At 69.8% G+C, this 16679-nt stretch carries 15 protein-coding genes and 6 pseudogenes; 10 read left to right on the forward strand and 11 right to left on the reverse strand.

The window, feature by feature from the left end:
* Window positions 1–3 precede the first annotated feature (3 nt).
* Complete coding sequence (locus tag JOD57_RS17960; protein WP_239573225.1) at window positions 4–213, reverse strand: hypothetical protein; 210 nt, start codon at window positions 211–213, stop codon at window positions 4–6.
* Window positions 214–578: 365 nt separating this feature from the next.
* Here JOD57_RS17960 and JOD57_RS17965 point away from each other — a divergent pair, with 365 nt between their 5' ends.
* Window positions 579–1193 carry a transposase gene (locus JOD57_RS17965; RefSeq protein ID WP_204693277.1) on the forward strand — a complete coding sequence of 205 codons (615 nt, stop codon included), beginning with the start codon at window positions 579–581 and terminating at the stop codon, window positions 1191–1193.
* Here the strand turns inward: JOD57_RS17965 and JOD57_RS17970 are convergent.
* A complete protein-coding gene (locus tag JOD57_RS17970) occupies window positions 1085–2344 on the reverse strand; it encodes a polysaccharide deacetylase family protein (RefSeq protein ID WP_204693278.1) in 1260 nt (419 codons plus the stop codon). The two genes, JOD57_RS17965 and JOD57_RS17970, sit on opposite strands and share 109 nt — an antisense overlap.
* 378 nt (window positions 2345–2722) lie before the next feature.
* Between JOD57_RS17970 and JOD57_RS17975 the strand changes: the two are divergent.
* Window positions 2723–2887: pseudogene (locus tag JOD57_RS17975) on the forward strand (integrase core domain-containing protein); the annotation flags it as partial.
* Window positions 2888–3090: 203 nt separating this feature from the next.
* Complete coding sequence (locus JOD57_RS17980) at window positions 3091–3750, forward strand: class I SAM-dependent DNA methyltransferase (RefSeq protein WP_204693279.1); 660 nt, start codon at window positions 3091–3093, stop codon at window positions 3748–3750.
* 69 nt (window positions 3751–3819) lie between these two features.
* Here JOD57_RS17980 and JOD57_RS17985 read toward each other — a convergent pair whose 3' ends face one another.
* Complete coding sequence (locus JOD57_RS17985) at window positions 3820–4662, reverse strand: class I SAM-dependent methyltransferase (protein WP_204693280.1); 843 nt, start codon at window positions 4660–4662, stop codon at window positions 3820–3822.
* Window positions 4663–4828: 166 nt separating this feature from the next.
* Here JOD57_RS17985 and JOD57_RS17990 point away from each other — a divergent pair, with 166 nt between their 5' ends.
* The 4 genes and pseudogenes from JOD57_RS17990 to JOD57_RS18010 all read left to right on the forward strand — a co-directional run.
* Window positions 4829–5341: a winged helix-turn-helix domain-containing protein gene (locus JOD57_RS17990; protein ID WP_204693281.1), complete on the forward strand. Its 513-nt coding sequence runs from the start codon at window positions 4829–4831 to the stop codon at window positions 5339–5341.
* Window positions 5342–5367: 26 nt separating this feature from the next.
* Window positions 5368–5895, forward strand: a complete 528-nt coding sequence (locus JOD57_RS17995) for a transposase (RefSeq protein WP_239572670.1) — start codon at window positions 5368–5370, stop codon at window positions 5893–5895.
* Between the two features lie 169 nt (window positions 5896–6064).
* Window positions 6065–6160, forward strand: coding sequence for an Lsr2 family DNA-binding protein (locus JOD57_RS26435; protein WP_204693282.1), 96 nt, complete (start codon window positions 6065–6067; stop codon window positions 6158–6160).
* 364 nt (window positions 6161–6524) lie between these two features.
* Window positions 6525–7109 (forward strand): annotated as a pseudogene (locus JOD57_RS18010) (IS982 family transposase); the annotation flags it as partial.
* Window positions 7110–7165: 56 nt separating this feature from the next.
* On the opposite strand, the gene JOD57_RS18015 reads toward JOD57_RS18010, so the two are convergent.
* Window positions 7166–8368: a serine hydrolase domain-containing protein gene (locus JOD57_RS18015; RefSeq protein WP_307824774.1), complete on the reverse strand. Its 1203-nt coding sequence runs from the start codon at window positions 8366–8368 to the stop codon at window positions 7166–7168.
* Between the two features lie 677 nt (window positions 8369–9045).
* Between JOD57_RS18015 and JOD57_RS18020 the strand changes: the two are divergent.
* Window positions 9046–9896: pseudogene (locus tag JOD57_RS18020) on the forward strand (HARBI1 family protein).
* A 154-nt stretch (window positions 9897–10050) separates the two neighbouring features.
* Here the strand turns inward: JOD57_RS18020 and JOD57_RS27010 are convergent.
* The 4 genes and pseudogenes from JOD57_RS27010 to JOD57_RS18040 all read right to left on the reverse strand — a co-directional run.
* A complete protein-coding gene (locus JOD57_RS27010; protein ID WP_204693283.1) occupies window positions 10051–10656 on the reverse strand; it encodes a nitroreductase family protein in 606 nt (201 codons plus the stop codon).
* Complete coding sequence (locus JOD57_RS18030; protein ID WP_204693284.1) at window positions 10653–10988, reverse strand: DUF6092 family protein; 336 nt, start codon at window positions 10986–10988, stop codon at window positions 10653–10655. The genes JOD57_RS27010 and JOD57_RS18030 overlap by 4 nt, the downstream gene beginning before the upstream one ends.
* A 271-nt stretch (window positions 10989–11259) precedes the next feature.
* Window positions 11260–11502 (reverse strand): annotated as a pseudogene (locus JOD57_RS18035) (transposase); the annotation flags it as partial.
* Window positions 11503–11935: 433 nt separating this feature from the next.
* Window positions 11936–12427 (reverse strand): annotated as a pseudogene (locus tag JOD57_RS18040) (transposase); the annotation flags it as partial.
* A 497-nt stretch (window positions 12428–12924) separates the two neighbouring features.
* Here JOD57_RS18040 and JOD57_RS18045 point away from each other — a divergent pair.
* Window positions 12925–13149, forward strand: a complete 225-nt coding sequence (locus JOD57_RS18045) for a hypothetical protein (RefSeq protein ID WP_204693285.1) — start codon at window positions 12925–12927, stop codon at window positions 13147–13149.
* Between the two features lie 778 nt (window positions 13150–13927).
* On the opposite strand, the gene JOD57_RS18050 is transcribed toward JOD57_RS18045, so the two are convergent.
* From JOD57_RS18050 to JOD57_RS18060, 3 genes are all read right to left on the reverse strand, one after another.
* Window positions 13928–14107, reverse strand: a complete 180-nt coding sequence (locus JOD57_RS18050) for a hypothetical protein (protein WP_239573226.1) — start codon at window positions 14105–14107, stop codon at window positions 13928–13930.
* 83 nt (window positions 14108–14190) lie between these two features.
* Window positions 14191–14538 carry a hypothetical protein gene (locus tag JOD57_RS18055; protein WP_204693286.1) on the reverse strand — a complete coding sequence of 116 codons (348 nt, stop codon included), beginning with the start codon at window positions 14536–14538 and terminating at the stop codon, window positions 14191–14193.
* Between the two features lie 500 nt (window positions 14539–15038).
* A complete protein-coding gene (locus JOD57_RS18060) occupies window positions 15039–15728 on the reverse strand; it encodes a GAF and ANTAR domain-containing protein (protein WP_204693287.1) in 690 nt (229 codons plus the stop codon).
* A 786-nt stretch (window positions 15729–16514) separates the two neighbouring features.
* On the opposite strand from JOD57_RS18060, the pseudogene JOD57_RS27015 reads away from it, so the two are divergent.
* Window positions 16515–16673 (forward strand): annotated as a pseudogene (locus JOD57_RS27015) (hypothetical protein); the annotation flags it as partial.
* Window positions 16674–16679: the final 6 nt, after the last annotated feature.

Here is a 16679-nt window from a genome sequence, read left to right on the forward strand (position 1 = left end):
GGCTCAACGTACGTCGCGGGCGCCGGTCCGGCGGGCCCGCCAGCGGTAGGCCTCCAGCACAGGCTGCAGTGCCCGACTGAGGCCGGGCAGGTCGCGGTCGTAGATGCGGCCGTCGTCCAGCTGCCGGGTCAGCTCGCCGAGCAACGTCGGCCAGTCCCGCCGGGTCGGCTCCAGGGGGACGCGGATCTCGATCCGCCGTTCGACCACCTGCACCGCGGTTCGACCGGAGGCCGCGGCGCGGGTCTGCTCCCAGGCTCGGTGCCGGCAGGTGGCCGAGCACCACTTGGGGATCGGTCCCCGGCCGCGCGGCGTGATCGGCCCAGCACACCATCCGCAGGTCGTCGCGGCGGTGCGCCGTTCGCGCCCTGCCGCCGAAGCGCCGGCCCGGTCTGCGTCGGTGGGCCCGGTCGGTGTCTGGGCGACGTGCTGCCGCCGTTGCTGCTCACGAGCTCGGCGGCGGGCCTGGTGCTCGGGGGTTCCGCTCGTTCCCATGGCACAGAGTCCGCAGACGACCCTGCAGCAACTCGTCACCACGAGTTCGGAGACCCGGAGTGCATAAGGTGTGATAGCTCGCGATCTTGAATCCTTCTGGTGGTGTCGGCGGCGACGATGTCGCGGGCGATCGCCGTCCTGCCGGCCGACGATCCCGATCAGGCGCTGACGCCGCGCGGACGGCGGCGGCGGCCGGGCCGGCCGCTGAAGTCAACAGCCTGAGCGCCACCGAGCGCGACGAGACCGCGCGCGCCCAGTGGCACAGCGAGGTGGCCACCACCGACCCGGCCCGGCTGGTGTTCATCGATGAGTGCAGCACCCACGCCTCGATGACCCGCCGCCGCGCGAGGGCCGCGCGCGGGGTTCGGGCTCGCGGCGCGGTGCCGCGTAACCGCGGTGCGGTGACCACGTTGATCACCGGGCTGGCGCTGTCGGGGATGAGCCCGGCGATGACGGTGGAAGGCGGCACGACCGCCGCGGTGTTCGCCGCCTATCTGCAGCAGGTGCTGCTGCCCTCGCTGCGGCCCCGGCAGGTGGTGGTGGTCGACAACGTCGTGCATACCTCGCCCGCTCCGCACGAGATCGGACGGGGTCAGGCGAGGAAGGACTCCCAGCCGGTGGCCGGGGGTGTGCCCACCGGCAGGGTCTGGAGCCGGTCGAGGACGGCGGGGTCCTGCGCGTCCAACCAGGCCACCAGCTGACGGAAGGACACCAGGTGCACCTCGGGCCGGCCGGCGATGGCCCGCAGCGCGTCCTCCACCGCGTCCATGTAGATCCCGCCGTTCCACTGTTCGAAGTGGTTGCCGACGAAGAACGGCGCACGGTTGGTGGCGTAGGCCCGCTCGAAGCCGGCCAGATAGGCGTCGCGGGCCTGCTGGCGCCAGGTGGCGTACATCGCCGGGTCGCCGGTCACGTTTCCCTGGGTTTGCCGATACATGAAGTTGTAGTCCATGGCGAGCGCGCTGGCGCTCACGCCCGGGTCGGACGTCGGGAAGGGCACCGACGGCAGCGGGAAGTCCCACAGGCCGAGCTTCTTCCCGGGCCACACCTGCCGCCCCCCGGGTGAACTGGCGTCGTACTTCCACCCCAGCGCGGCCGCGGTCGGCAGCAACCCGTCCTGGCCTTCCAGGCACGGGGTGCGGCCCCCGATCAACTCGACGTCGTAGTCGAAGGGCAGCGGCGACAGGTCGCCTCGGCCGGTGGTGGTCTTCCACGTCTGCACGAACCGCTTCGCCTGGGCGATCTCGCTGGCCCAGTCCTCCGGGGACCAGAGCCGGACGCCGGACTCACCGCAGAAGTGACCGTTGAAGTGGGTGCCGATCTCGTGCCCGTCCAACCAGGCCAAGCGGACCTCCCCCATGGTGTCCAGCACCTCCTGGGTCGACAGGAAGCCGATGTCGGAGGAGCCCACCGGATGTCGCGGCGGGGCGTACTGCATCCGCTGGTCGGCCGGCAGCGCGTACACACCGCTGAGGAAGAAGGTCATCGACGCGCCGAGCTCCCGCGCCAGCGTCCGGAACCGGGGGAACAGGCCAGTGGACAGGTTGGCCGCACCGTCCCAGGAGAAGACCACGAACTGGGGCGGACGCTCGCCGGGCACCAGCCGCCGCGGAACCGGCTGGTGAGGCTGCGGGCCGGTGTCGGCCGTGGACCCGTCGCCGATCAGCCGCACATCGGGTGTTGGGACCGGCGCGGGGTCAGGAGGCGGGATGGTCGATGGGGTGGCGGGCGGGGACGTCGTCGACGCCGACACCGAGGCCGTGAACGAGCGGGCTGCGGCACTGCAGCCGGTGGCGGCGAGCGCGGACGCCCCCATCCAGCCGAGCAGTGCCCGGCGGCTCAGCTCCCGCACGAGTCGTCACCGGTGGCGGCCATGCGTCCCCCATCACCAAGGCTGGCGCCCTCGCCATCCCTAGCGCGGCGGCCCGACGCACGGTATCGGCCCTGACGATGTACCGAAACCCCGTTGAACCGCTCAAGACGAGGACGTAGTAGGGGCAACGGTCGCCGAGCTCGGTCACCATCCGGGCGTGCTCGCTCATGATCGCGTCCGCGCCGCACGTGCTCAGCGGCGGTGGAACAGCAGCAGTCCCCCGCCCAGGGACGACGGCCACCGCACTAGCTGGTGTCGATACTGGGCAATCCCCCGGCCGTAGTCTTGTGGGTCAGTTGCCGATGTGCTGTTGATGGGCTGGCTCGTTGTGGTCGACACCAGGCTCTCCAGCCAGAAGAGCGGTTCAACCGCACCCTGCAGACGGAGTGGGCCTACGCCACCGCCTGGACCAGCAATGACGAGCGCACCGCCGCCCTAGACAGCTGGCTGGAGCACTACAACACTGCCCGCAGCCACTCCGCCCTCGGAGGTCAACCGCCGGTCAGCCGCCTCGCCGCGTGAACAACCTGTCTGGTCACGACAGCTAGGACCGCCATGTCGGCCATGACATCAGAGAGCACTGCAAGGCAGCATTAGCTCGGGCTGCGGTGCAGTCGTGCCATCCCGGTGGTGAGGCGTCGGCCGCAGCGATACGGCGATGACTTGAGTGGGTGGAGTGCGAACGGTCGCATCCGAGGAGCGCGGGACTCGGCCATACTGGACTGATGAGTGAGCAGCCAGAGCCGCTCAGTGATTGGGCGCATCGTCAGCGGGAGCAGGCGGCCGGATTCGATGCGGTCGGCGCTCGCTATGACGAGCTGTTCCCCCACAAGGACGGCCAGATCCGAGCCGGTGAGCTGCTTCTCGACCGACTGCCCACCGGTGCCCGGGTCCTCGACGTCGGCTGCGGCACAGGTGTGCCGACCGCCCGCCAGCTGGTGGACGGGGGATGCGCAGTGACCGGCATCGACATCTCATCGCGCATGCTCGAGCTTGCTCGCCGTAACGTGCCGGAAGCGACGTTCGAGCAGCGGGACGCTGTGGACATCGACGCGCGCTGGGGCCCGTGTGACGCGGTCGTGGCGTTCTTCTCGTTGCTGATGTTGCCGCGGCAGGAGATCGTCCAGGTCCTGGCCCGGATCCGTGAGGTGCTGGTGCCGGCGGGGTGGGTGGCCATGAGCATGGTGGAAGGCGACATCGACGACCAGCCGGTGCCCTTCCTCGGCGTGCCGGTCCGAGTGACCGGCTGGCCGCGCGAGGAATTGCGTCGCGTCATCATCGACGCCGGTTTCACCGTCGAGATCGAAGACGTGCGCTCCTACCGATCGTCGAGCCCCGATGTTGCACCGGAGACCCAGCTGTTCCTCCTCGCCCGCCGAAGGTGACCGGTCGCGCGGTCGCCTCCGCTTTTCGACACGGAGGCGTCGGCATTCGTCGGGATGACCCGACAGGCCTCAGGGCGATACCGCCCGAATCGCGTACATCAGCGGAGTCCGCGGCATGTCGTCTGGCATCTGCCACCACCCTCGGTCGGTGGGCACCATGGCACTCCAGCGTGGCCACGGGAGCTGATCGATCTCCCGCAGCGTGGTGGTGTTGAGCCCGGCACCGGCGAGAGCGGTGACCAGCTCGCCGAGGCCGTGTGGCCACTCGTAGCTGACCGTCGGCCCGCTCAGCGCCGGCCCGTCCGTGTAGGTGTGGGCCTCGTCCAGCTCTAGCGGGCCGCGTCCGGGCAGGGAGTCGAAGCGAAGTACCAGGTCCGTGCTGGTGTCAGCGACCGGCAGCAGGCCGAGGGCCATGTGCACCGGGTGAAAGTCGATGATGTACACCAGTCCGCCGGGCTTGAGGAGCCGAGTGAGCACCGCGGCCCAGCGGTCGAGGTCTGGCAGGTACTGGAGGGCACCCTTGCCGGTGTAGATCACGTCGAACCGCCGGCCGGCGAGGGCGTCTGCTGCGTCGTAGACGTTGGCGTGCACGTACTCGATGTCGTGCCCGGATAGTTCGGCGATCCGGCGAGCCTGCCGGATCGCCTCGCCGGACAAGTCGACGCCGACCACGCGAGCGCCGCGCTGGGCGAAGGCCGCGGTCTCGTTCCCCAGATGACACTGCAGGTGCAGGACGTCGCGATCGGCCAGGTCGCCCAGATCTCCCCACTCGAACTCGGCGAACCACCAATCCGCGTCCTTGCTGCCGATCCCATAGAAGTCACTGGCGAGGTGCACCGGTGTCCGGGCATCCCAGTTCTCCTCGATTGCTCGCATCTGGCGGGTGGTGGACTCGCTGAAGTGGTCCGTCATGCCCCCATCCAGCCAGAGCCTCGCGTTGAGAGTCCAGAGCCGCACGGCTGGCAGATCCGTGCTCGTTCGACCGCGCTGATGGAGCGCGGTGTGAAGCTAGAGACCGTTAACGGCGGGAGTTCCGTGGCCTGCTGACAGCCGGCGCGGCGCGCGTTATGCCATAGCCATGAGGTACGCCCAGGGCGGCGGGCTGACCGCCGTGGACTGCGTCCGGCGAGAGCAGGTACGGCTGGAAGCCGCGGCGTGGATCGAGGAGGGCGCCACCGACGCCGAGGTGGCCGCCCGCTTCCGGGTCACCCGGATGTCGGCCAACCGCTGGCGCCGCGCGCTGGCCGACGGCGGCCGCCCGGCGCTGGCCTCCAAGGGCCCGGGCGGGGCCCGCTGCCGGCTCACCCCGGCTCAGCTTGAGGAGCTGCAGGCGCTTCTCGAGGCCGGCCCGGGTGCCTGGGGGTGGACCGATCAGTGCTGGACGCTGGCCCGCATCGCCGCGGTGGTACGCGAGCGCTTCGGCGTGGACTACACCCTGCCCGGGGTCGACCTGCTGCTGCACCGGATCGGCTGGAGCGTGCAGGTGCCCGCTCGGCGCGCCGCAGAACGGAACGAGGAGCAGATCGCCGCCTGGCGAGAGGAGACCTGGCCGCAGATAAAAAGGCCGCGGCGGACCTGGGCGCCTGGCTGATCTTCGAGGACGAATCCGGCCAGGGCCTGAGGCCGCCGAAGGGTCGCACCTGGGCCCGGCGGGGTTGCACGCCGGTGGTGCGGGTGACCGCGGCGATCAGCCCCCGAGTGTCGGTGGCCGCGCTGCTGGCGATCGGGCCCAGACAGCGGCCCCGGCTGATCTACCGCACGCTCCGACCTCGCAGAGACAGGCGGCGCAAGGGGTTCAGCGAGGCCGACTACGCCGCCCTGATCGACGCCGCCCACCAGCAACTGGGCGGGCCGATAGTGCTCGTCTGGGACAACCTGAACACGCACGTGTCCGCCGCGATCGTCCAGATGGTCGCCGCCCGGCCGTGGCTCACGGTCTTCCGACTGCCGCCGTACGCCCCCGAGCTCAACCCGGTCGAGCGAGTCTGGGCGCATCTGAAGCGGTCGCTGGCCAACCTGACCAAGCACACCATCGCCGAGCTGACCGCGCTGGTGAAGACCCGCCTCAGACGCATGCAGTACCGCCCCGGGCTCCTGGTCGGCTTCCTCGCCAGCACCGGGCTCGACCTCGGATCCTTCCTGTAACACCCGCCGTTGATGATCGTCAGCGTTGGAGCTCTAACAATCATTAACGGCGGGAGTTCAGTACCCGGGTGACGTCCCGCTGACAGTCGGCGCAGCGCACGCTATGCCAGAACCATGAGGTACTCCCAGGGTGGTGGGCTGACCGCCGAGGAGTGCGCCCGGCAAGGCCGTGAGGGCTTGGGCTGCTGCGAAGGGGTACGAGGTCAGCAACCGTGGACGTGTACCTGCTGCGGTGATCAAGGCATACCGAGCGGCTGGCAACTAATCCGTACGGAGAGGGCACCTAGACGAGTAACGACCTCGTGCATGGTTGCCAGGGCAAGTTGCTCGTGACGGAAGGAGCAGGGTCGTGGTGTGTCCAGGACCCTGGCCCGTGCCGCCGCTGTCGCTGATCGCCGCGTGACCGGGCTGTCCCCACAGGTCCTCGCTGAACTGGTCGCCGAGCTGGGGCCGCGCTGGCAGGCGCGCCAGGACGCCCGGCTGGCCGACCGCCCGCGCCGGCGCGCAGTCGGCGCCGGTGCCTCATACCGGCTGGTGTTCATTGACCGGTTGCTGGTCGCCCTCGTGCATCTGCGCCACGGGGTGACCCACGACGTGCTGGCCTGCTGGTTTGGGGTCTCTCGTTCGACCGGATGCTGGCCGCGGACACCGGCCTGTGGGCCGATCCGGTCTGGCTGGTCGACTCCACGCCGATCGAGTGCGCCCGCTCCCGGCCGGCCGTCTTGCGGTCGGACCTGGCCGGGATCGCCGGCTACAGCTACTGCCCGAGTCACTCGCGCTGGTTCTGGGGGCTGCGGCTGCACCTGGTCTGCACGCCGGCCGGGTTGCCGATCACCTGGGCGCTAGCCGATCCGAAGCTCGATGAGCGCCAGGTGCTGATGTGCGTCCTGGATGCCGACACCGACCTGCTCGCCGCCCGTCCCGGGCTGCTGATCCTGGCCGACAAGGGCTACGTCTCCGCCGAGCTGGATGCCTATCTGCACGCCCGGGGCGCCGAGCTGCTGCGCCCGTCCTACCGCAACCGCGCACCCCGGCCCGGCCAAGCCCTGCTGGCGCCGATCCGCCAGCTGATCGAGTCCGTCTACGACACCCTCAAAGGCCAGCTGGACCTGGAACTGCACGGCGGCCGCAGCCTGACCGGGGTCACCACCCGCATCGCCCAACGGCTGCTGGCGCTGACCGCCGCGATCTGGCACAACCGCGCCACCGGTTAGCCCGTCACCCGATCCCTGATCGCCTACGACCACTGACCGGCTTCGGACTTACTCGTCTAGCGGGTCGGGGGCGGATCGTTCGGTGCCAGCAGGGCTCCGATCGAGCGGAAGATCGTGTCGGAGGCGTTCGAGTAGTTGCCCTGGGCATCGAATGCGCCGGGAAGATAGGTCCCGACTACCGCGATGGCGATCTCCTCGGACGGGAGGTAGGCCTCCGTGGCGCCGTAGCCGCTCAGCAGCGGGTTCTGCAGGAGCCACGATCCGGAGCGCACGACGCCGAGTCCGTAGTTGTACCCGTTGACCTGTTGGCCGCAGCTGGGGGCGCAGGCGGGGTCGGGGTGTCCGAAGCCCAGCAGATTCGGATCGGTCATGGCGTGATAACTGGACTCCGACAGTAGCGAGCCGGTGCCGACCGCCACTGCAGTGGTGGCCATGTCATCGATCGTCGTCGTCTGGTTGGCTCCGACGGGGGTGCCCCATTGGGTGTTCCAGAACGTTGCCTCCTCGTAGAAGGGGGTCGTCGGCGGGATCCCGAGCGCCTCGCGACGCTCGGAGCTGTAGGAGTGCAGAACCGGGCTGGGAATGTCAGAGGTCTGCGTCGGCACGGTGTGGGTCAGCCCCATCGGGCCGAGCACCTTCTCACTCAGGAGCACGTCCAGCGGCTGACCACCGATCTGAGCGAGGATCTCACCGAGGATCATGAAGTTGGTGTGCGCGTAGCTCCAGTTCGTTCCGGGAGGAAAGTGCACGGGGCGGGAGAACGCGTAGTCCAGCCGCTCCTGGACCGTCCAGATGTGGAACGGGTCTGCGTTCCACGCGGCCTCCCACGCCGGATCGGCCTCGTAATCGGGGTAACCCGAGGTCTGATTGGCCAGCATCTTCAGCGTGACCTGGTCCGCGGCGGGCAACTCCGGCATCCAGCGGTCGATCGTGTCATCGAGCGTGACCTCGTGCTCATCGACGAACTGCAGGAGCAGCGTGCCCAGGTAGGAGAAGGCGACGGCGCCGTTGCGGAAGTGCATGTCGGTGGTCGCCGGCACTCCCTCCATCGACGTGCCGAACGCCTGCCTGATCACGACCTGATCGCCCTGAGTGACCTTGACGATGACCGCGCGCAGGTGCCCGTCGGCCATCGCGCTCTGCACGATGTCCGCGATGGCTGCCGCCGACGACGGAGGCGGGGTGACGGTCGGGGTCGCCGGTGCAGCCGATGCCACCGTCGACAAGCCGAGCGACAGCGCCGCCAGGACGCATCCCACGACGGGGACGCGCTGACCCCAACCGACCCCGTGCCTGTTCCTGCGCATCCTCACGAGACCCTCTTTCCCGGCTCGATACCACCCGGCGTGGTAGCCGACCCTGAGCGAGATGGGCGGCCAGTGTTCCACTCGATGCCGCCGTGCAGCAGAGGTCTGAGCCGGATGATCGTCGAAGCTGTCGGAGGTGGCCGAAAGTAGGGGGCGATCCGCTCCCACAGCCCGTCGGGCACGGATTCTTCGATCACTCACCAGGGCCTCGACAGGGCTGGCCACCGCGCACGGAGGGCGCACCGAGCTCGAAGTGACACGGTCGCGATATTGCAACGGCACGTCGTTTCTGGTGCTGGTGACTTCGCACCTTTTATTGTGTCATGACGCTCTCAGCGCCGTGTCGCCCCGTAGATTGTGCGATCAGGCCGACCCAGGGGACAAGTGCCGTTGCAATACTGAAGCCGAAGCCGGGTCTGCTGCGCAAACCTGGCAAATGATGCCCTTGCGGAAGCGCTCGGCCCCTTGTCCCAGACACTCCCCGGCCCTGACAGTGAGCCATTCCCAGTAGGGGCGCCTGGAAGGTCGGGGAGGACACGCCGACGGTGGTGAGGTGACCAGGAGAAGCGCAGGACCCCGGTAGGAGGGACGTCTTCTCACGGATCGTCTTCCCCACCCGAGGTCCTGCTGTGTCCGATCCTGTCACCTACACCGCCGTGCTTCCGGTCGCCGAGGAGTCCGTGCACTTCGTGTCGCGCCTGCTGGCGGCCGAGCGCCGCCGACGCGGGACTCGAGGTCGGCGGCGGGCGCTGGGCTGCTACCGGCAGGCGGTGCTGGTGCTGCGCTGGTTCTGTGACGGGACCCGGCTGGCCCAGCTGGCCAGAGACAACGCCATCGGCCGCTCGACGGCCTACCGGTATCCGCACGAGGGCATCGACGTCCTCGCCGCGCCCGCGCCGGGGCTGCGCGGCGCGCTGCTGGCCGCCCGCGCCGCCGGCCATCCACACGTGACGGTGGACGGCACGCTGATCCGCACCGACCGCTGCCATGCCCCGGGTCCCACCGCCCGGGCCGACCGCGGGGATCGCCGGGTGGATCCGTGGTGGTCGGGCAAGCACGCCGCCCACGGCGGCAACGTGCAGGTCATCGCCGCGCCCGACGGCTGGCCGATGTGGACCTCTGCCGTGCGGCCGGGCCGCGAGCACGACACCACCGCACTGCGCACCCACACCGAGGCGCTGCCGCTGCTGGCCGAATGGACCGACCAGGTCATGTCGTCCTGGCCGACCTGGGCTATGAAGGCGAGCGGGCGGCGCTGACGACGCCGATCAAGCACCGCACCGGCCGACGGTTGACCGCCAGCCAGCGCACCGTGAACCTGCTGCACGCAGCCACCCGCGCTCCGGCCGAACGCGGCAACTCCCTGCTCAAGACCACCTTCAAGGCGCTGCGCCGAGTCAGCCTCTGCCCCTGGCGCATCGGCGCCATCACCGCCGCCGCCCTCGTCCTGCTCCACCACGCGCACGACCGCACTACATGATCAACGGGCCCGCGGCGCCGTTACTGGGAATGGCTCAGTGAGCACCTCCCGCAGGTTCAGAGCCCTTGTCTGTGGTCGACTGGCGCCCCGAACACGTTGTCGCCGTTGAGCTCTGCGAGTCGGTTGGCCAGGTGGTCGGCGACGGTGAATGCCGTCATGGGTCGCTCCCCGGGGGCTCGGGTGCGTCCGCGCCGGGGCGGCGGTTGGGCGGAACCCAGGTGGTGAGGTCGCGCCAGGTCAGGTGGGGCCGGCCGCGGATCGGTGCCGGGCCGCCGGGCCGCGGGTGGCCGAGGCACACGACGAGTTCGGGAGCCCAGCTCTCTGGCAGGCGGAGGGCGACGCCAACCGCGGCGCGACTGAACGAGGTCACCGGCCCGGCCCCGATGCCGATCGCGTGCGCGGCCAGCATGAGGGTCGCCGCCGCCATGCCGACGTCGATGCGAGGGCCGGGCGCGTCCGACGGGAAGCCGTAGCTGGCCGCGAGAGCGTGGTCGGTGCAGATGGTGATGGCGGCGGTCGGGTGCTGGAGCATTCCCGGCGACACCGCGCGCAACACCCGCAGCGTCGCGGGGTCGTCGGTGGCGACGAAACGCTGCAGATGCCGATTGCCGGCGGTGGGTGCCCAGCGGGCGGCGTCGAGGATGGTCTCCAGCGCTAGGCGCTCGACCGGCTCCGCCGTCATCGCACGCACCACCCGGCGGCTGCGGATCGCCGCGAGCACGGCCGCGCCGCGTTCTGCGTCCGCGCCGACGCCGGTCACGCCGGCCCCGCTGGGTCCGGTGCCCACCGGGCGGTCAGGTGGGCGGCGAGTGACCGACACAGCTCGTCGAGGCGCGTGACGTATTCCTCTCGTCCGGTGCGAGGCACGGCCAGCTCGGGGACCTGCTCGAGCTCGTCGTGGACGAAGGCAGCGATTGCTCTCGAGGAGCGCGGCGCGATCTGTTCGGCGAGCCGGTGAGCGGCGGTAAGCAGCCGCATCGGGCCGTACTCCGCCGCCTCGTCCACTTGCGTGCGGGCGGCGGTGATCAGGTAGGCCAGCAGTTCAACCGCCTCGTCCTCGTCGAGGACCCAGACGTGGGCAGTGGTCGGCATGGCGGCTCCTCACTACCGGGGATCTTGCCAGCGGATCCGGCCGAGGTGTCCCGTCCCGGACGCGAGTCGGACACCTCGACCGGACCGAGCCACCAGTGCCCTGTCAGATACCACGAGGATCAAGCTCGAGCCTGCGCACCAGGCGAAGCGATGGCCAACTTGTGCACAGAGTCGTGAAGGCATGGGCGGAGGTCAACTCTCGCCGCAGGAGCCGCTGGGTCAAGTCCGCTGGCGTGGTGTGTGACGGCTACCGCGTGATCTTCATGTCGTATCAGGCGCTGAGCGCCGGGATGGTCACCTCCTCGGTGGTCGCGGAGTCGGTGCCGGCAACGCGTCGGATGCGGCAGCGGGCGAGGACGTCGAGGCCGAGGTAGCGGCGGCCTTCGGTCCATTCGTCGTGCTGCTCGGCGAGGACGGCTCCGACGAGGCGGATGAGCGCGTCGCGGTCGGGGAAGATGCCGACCACGTCGGTGCGGCGGCGGATTTCCCGGTTGAGCCGCTCGGAGGGGTTGTTGCGTGTTGATGAACGTGGTCAGCATCTGCCGCAGCAGGTCAGGGCTGGCCTGGGCCAGCTGCTCGTGCAGGAAGTGGGCAGGGTCGATACTGCTCGGTGCGGTCATCGCGTCGAACTCCTGAAGGACTGTGAGAGGTCTCCCAGAAGATCACGCGGTGGCCGCCTCGACGTTCAGGGCCCCCTACTCACCGGGGGCCGTCGCACACCACCTTGGTGGACGCCACTAGCCGCTGCGCCGACATGGAGAAGGCAAGGCGGTCCGGGATGGAGACCCGCACTGCCCCCAGGCCGCCGTCCTGGCCAGCCAGCGAGTCTCACGACCTCGTGCATGGTCAGCCGCGGGCCGTCGTCGACCTGTCCAGGGCGGATTCGATCACCTGGTCGTGCCGGCTGGTAGAGCCTTCGGTGGGCGGTCCAGCTAGTGCTGCGTTCCTCAGAGCAGGTAGGTAAAGCGGCGGGGTCGGGGCGGTGGCGGTGGCCGTCCCCAGACCCATGGCTTGGCGTGGGTGTTCAGCTGTGCGGTGGCCAGCTCGGTGACCTGGGCGATCTCGCCCGGGTCGACGAAGGTCTGCCCGGCCAGGGCGTGCCGGCGGAAGATCCGCCACCAGGCCTCCTGCAGGTTCAGCCGGCAGGCGCCCTTGGGGATGAACACCTGCTCGATGCGCGGATGGGCGGCCAGCCAGATCCGGGTGGCGAGGCGGGAATGGCTGGAGAGGTTGTCGGTGATCACCGTCAGGGTTCCGGTCGGATTGGCCTGCTCCAGCCGGGCGGGGAACGCCTGCCAGTGGGCGCTGTTGCGCGAGGGCGCGCACATCGTCACCGCGTGCCCGTCGCCGATGCGCAGGCCACCGTCGATCCAGGTCTTCTCCGGTCCCCGGCTGTAGGTCAGCGGCGCCTTGGGGCGGTGGCCGTCGGGGCGTCCAGCCCGCCGGCGGGGCGAAGGTGCGCGGCATCACCGGGCCGAGTTCGTCGGCGGCGATGACCGTGGTATCCGCCGGTGGGTCGGTGTAGTAGTCCACGACCCGCGTTCTTTTGCCCCGGGAGCGGTGGACGGTGACGGTGACCGGACAAGCATGCACCAGCTCGTCGGGCTCTCCGCGAGTCGTAGTCGATGACCTCGTCCTCGTCGGTGATGACGGTAGGGGTCTGCTCGACGGTGTCGATGGCGGTGCCGACGCCCTGGGTGCCGTTGTGCACGCCTGGGGCCCCGTTGTCGTGGTTGGTGCGGATCTGGGTGACCTGGCACGGGCTCAACAGCAGCTTATGCGTGCCCGTCAGGCAGCGAGATGACGCCCGGGGCCGGGTGGCGCTGATGGCGAAGTTCGGCGGGCTCGGCGAGTATCTGTACCGGGCGGGCCAGCTGTACCGAATGGATCTCGGCTGGTGCACGGATCGAGACACGCGACGCGAGGGTGGCAACTGGTGGTGGTGTTCCTGCTTACCGTGTTTACGGCTGTTGTGCTGCTGGCAGCTGGCTTCCTGCTCGGGGTGCTCTGGCTGCGCGACGAACACGCCCGGTTGCTCGTGTTGCGCGAGGAGGTCGGACACAGAACCGTGATGATGAAGCAGCTGGCTTCAGGCGCTGGTGCCGCCGTGACGTCGCGTGGTGCGGCGCCGCCCACCAGTTCCCCTCATCATGCCGACTGAGCCGTGCTGCGTCGGGGGCGTTCCACGCAGGTATGCCCTCGTCCAGGTGGACCCGCCCCGATGGGTGCAGACAGCGGTGAGTCCGGCGACGGCGCTCGACAGCATTGATGCTGCCGCGGTCGAGGCGGAATGCAGACCCCGGCACGGGCGGCGACGGCCCGCTTACTGCATCCCATAGGGGTCAACCGAACCGGGGGCGGTTCCAGACCAGCGAAGTCACCCCAACGGTTCGAAGGTGGCGCAGGGGCTCAGCGGAGGAAGAGGGGCTGCATCGGGGTGGGCTCATGGCGCCTGCCGGTCCGGGTCTTTGAGCCGACACACGTCGGCGCAGGATGTGGCTGGCCTTTCGCGGCGGGAAGGACCCGGCCGCACCGCGGGCAGTGAAAGCCGATCAGCGTGCCGCCGGCTGGTTGCCGGGAGGGGTCCTCAGCGTCGTGCCGGTCCACCGCTCCCAGCCTCCTCTGGCCTGCTCCACGAGATGGGTCGGCGCTTGGCAGGGGGTGCAGTCTGCGGCCGCTGTGCAGCGGCCTCGAGGCAACGCCCGTCCAAGCGCACGGGTTCGCCCACGTTGACGGGCGGGTGAGCCATGCTCGGCGGGGTCAGCCGCATACCGGCGGAGCGGGATGAGCGGGGGCGCGGCGATTGCGGCCAGCGCGATGACGAGGGCCAGCAGGATGGCGGCGATGCCGAGGAGGACGAGGCTCGGTGGCCTGGCCTGGCCTGGCCTGGGCGTTGAGTGGTCCAACGTCTGTGCTCATCGCGCGGCCGGCCACCCGAGTCAGGACCGAGGATGGGTCAGCGTGAGGCAAATCCAGCACAGCGGCCAGTCCTCATCGCCGTCATCAGGCCAGCGCCAGTCGCGCGGGTCCAGCAGGGTCACCGGGGCCAGACACAGAGCCCGGCCGAGGATCAAGCCGGCGACGCTGACCGCATGCAGCCGACCGGAGGGCATCGCCACGACCTCCCCGGACCAGCGCCGCGGCGCCATGCGGTCGGCGCCGACGGTCCATGGATTCTCGTGACAGCTCCTGCCGGAATCCCTCACCGCCCCCACCCGGCCGGATGTGCCCGCCAGGCGCGCGCCAGCGGCGTGTCCAACAGAGTGACGGTGGTTCGATCGTCGGGTTGCTCGCTAAGTGCGTCGGGTTGCTCGCTGAGTGCGCTGGCGAGTGCGGCCAGCGCACCGCGCAGCTCGGCGGTCTGGGCAGTGGCTGGATCGTTAAGTATCGCTTCGATCTGGGTCAATACGCCCCTGGCCAGATGGCGGGCGACCGCGGCGGCCTCGTCGCTGGCGTAGCCCAGGTCGAGGATGAGGCGGACCGTGCGTCCCGGCGGTGCGGCGGACAACTCTGCCTCGGCGACGACGACCGCGGCAGGCGGATGGAGCACGACGGACTCCCCAGCTTCAGGATTGGACAGGTCATCAGCGGATGCCGGCGCTGCACCGGCAGCTGACGCTCGGTAGGTCGGCAGGGGCGGCAGTGAACACCGCAGGAGCCGCCCGGGTGGCCGCGCTGGGTTCGCGGGGCTGGGCGACCGCAGGCTGTGGATGTTGAGGCGGAGCGGTCGTCGACCACGCAGCGTGTGACATTAGTCACTAGTATGACCCGGCCCTGATCGAGCGCGCATCCGTGGTCGGTTCAGTTTCCACTGGCTGGTCTCTGTGGCTGCCGCCTTCTCCAGACCAGGCCGGCGGTGGTCTGCTCGCCCGCACGTCGTGAACCGCCCCGGGTTCAGTGGAGGCTGACCATGGCAGCGGTGTAACAGTGAGGCCGCCCACCTCGGGTAGGGCAGGGGCAGGGCGTGCGGGGGAGGCCGGCTACTCAGGTGACCGCGGTTCGGCGGTTCATGTGTGCGGCCGCCGGGCCGCCTCCATGTGGGCGCCGCGACTACCGGCCGGGAGTGTCCCCCATGTCGATCAGGTGCTGCGCCAGGTCGCGGAGCTCGACGTTGGCGTCCTGGGAGGCCCGGGTCAGAACCGTGAGAGCCTGCTCGGCGGTCATCTGGAATCGCTCCATGAGGATGCCCTGAGCCTGGCTGATCAGGTGGTGCGAGGTCGTGGCGCGCAGGTGCCGTTCGGGCTGCGCGCTGCGCAGCGCGACCGCCGCCCGGGTAGCGAACGCCGGCCCCTCCCCGCGGGTCTGCGCGTGGAAGGCCTTCGGCTGCGAGGAGTACAGGTTGAGCACCCCCAGGCCGTCCGCGGTGGTGCACAACCGCAGGGACAGGCTGCTGCGGATCCCGGTCTCCGCAGCGACCCGCCGCGCCCAGTCCCGATAGCGCTGCTCGGAGGCCAGGTCATCGATCCGGACGGTGTCCTGTTCCCAGAGGGCATCCAGACAGGGACCCTGACCCGCCTCGTACTGCAGCCGGTCGGCGCGCGCCGCCCGCTCGTCGCTGGCCGCCGCGGTCAGCACCTCCCGGCGCCGTGCAACCAGTGAGACGCTGGCGTAGGCCTCCCCGTCGAGGTCGGCGGCGACCAACTCCGCGATCTGCTGCAGCAGGTGTCGCATCTTCGGCTCGTTGACCAGCCCGCGGGCGACCGCGGCGAACCGCTCGTCGAAGTTCCGCGCTTCGGCCACCGGTCTCACCTCACCCCGCTGTTCTCGGCCGGTGGACGTCAGCACCACCACCTGACGAAGCTGCTGCTCATCGATAAATCCCACAGTCAGGTGTGTTGTGCTGCCTCAGTTCAGGCGCGGAAGTCGGTTTGCTCCGACGTGCTGAGCTCGGCATATCGGTTGTTCTCGTCGGTTTCGTCGGCTGCGCTCGCGGCGGGGAGCGGCGAGCTCATCAAGCTCATCGAATCGGCCGCCGGTCGGGGGTTCATCCATTCTCGCGAACAGAGCGTTGAGCAGTTCCATCCGCTCGTGCGGGGACATCAGCTCCACAAGGGTGTGGTTCAGTAGCACGACTGTCCGGTCCGGATGCTGAGCCGGTACCGCAATCACGGTGGGGGGCAACTCGTCACCGGCGTGGAACGAGATGGGCATCGACGCCCCTGACTGTGAGCCCGGATGGGCGGGCGTCCGGCTCGGTTGCTGACCTGATGAGTCTCCCGCAATGTCCGGCCTATGTCAACGGCTGACTACTCAGAGTGACCGGCGACCGGCTCGTCCGACGGGTGCCGGTTTCACCGGCTTGGCGGCGACCAGCCAGGCCGCCCCACTGACAAGGTGACGCTCTGTGACGCCACGGGGTCGGAGACGAACCCGTACGTGGAGATCACCGTCAGCAAGAACGTCGTGGCCGCGCACACGGCTCACGGCGACTTCGTTTCAGACCCGGTCAAGGGCTGCACCGACCCCGACCTCGGAACCTTCGTTCCGTGCGTCGTCGGTGTCGGCGTGACGCAGACCGCCACGACGGTGACCGGACCTGGCGGCGATGACGCCATCGACTGCACCAACGCCAGCCCGGGCAAGACGACCAACGGCTTGGACGGCAACGACACCCTCACCGGTGGGCCCGACGATGACGTCATCGAGGGCGGCAACGGCAACGACACCCTCACCGGCAGCGCCGGCGACGAC

The sequence above is a fragment of the Geodermatophilus bullaregiensis genome, assembly GCF_016907675.1.
Classification (GTDB): Bacteria; Actinomycetota; Actinomycetes; order Mycobacteriales; family Geodermatophilaceae; genus Geodermatophilus; species Geodermatophilus bullaregiensis.

What these genes read in the sequence shown, in the direction of transcription:
- JOD57_RS17980 (WP_204693279.1), top strand. Translation starts at nt 3,091, where the DNA reads ATGAGTGAGCAGCCAGAGCCGCTCAGTGATTGGGCGCATCGTCAGCGG.
- JOD57_RS17990 (WP_204693281.1), top strand. Translation starts at nt 4,829, where the DNA reads ATGAGGTACGCCCAGGGCGGCGGGCTGACCGCCGTGGACTGCGTCCGG.
- JOD57_RS18030 (WP_204693284.1), bottom strand. Translation starts at nt 10,988, where the DNA reads ATGCCGACCACTGCCCACGTCTGGGTCCTCGACGAGGACGAGGCGGTT.
- JOD57_RS17985 (WP_204693280.1), bottom strand. Translation starts at nt 4,662, where the DNA reads ATGACGGACCACTTCAGCGAGTCCACCACCCGCCAGATGCGAGCAATC.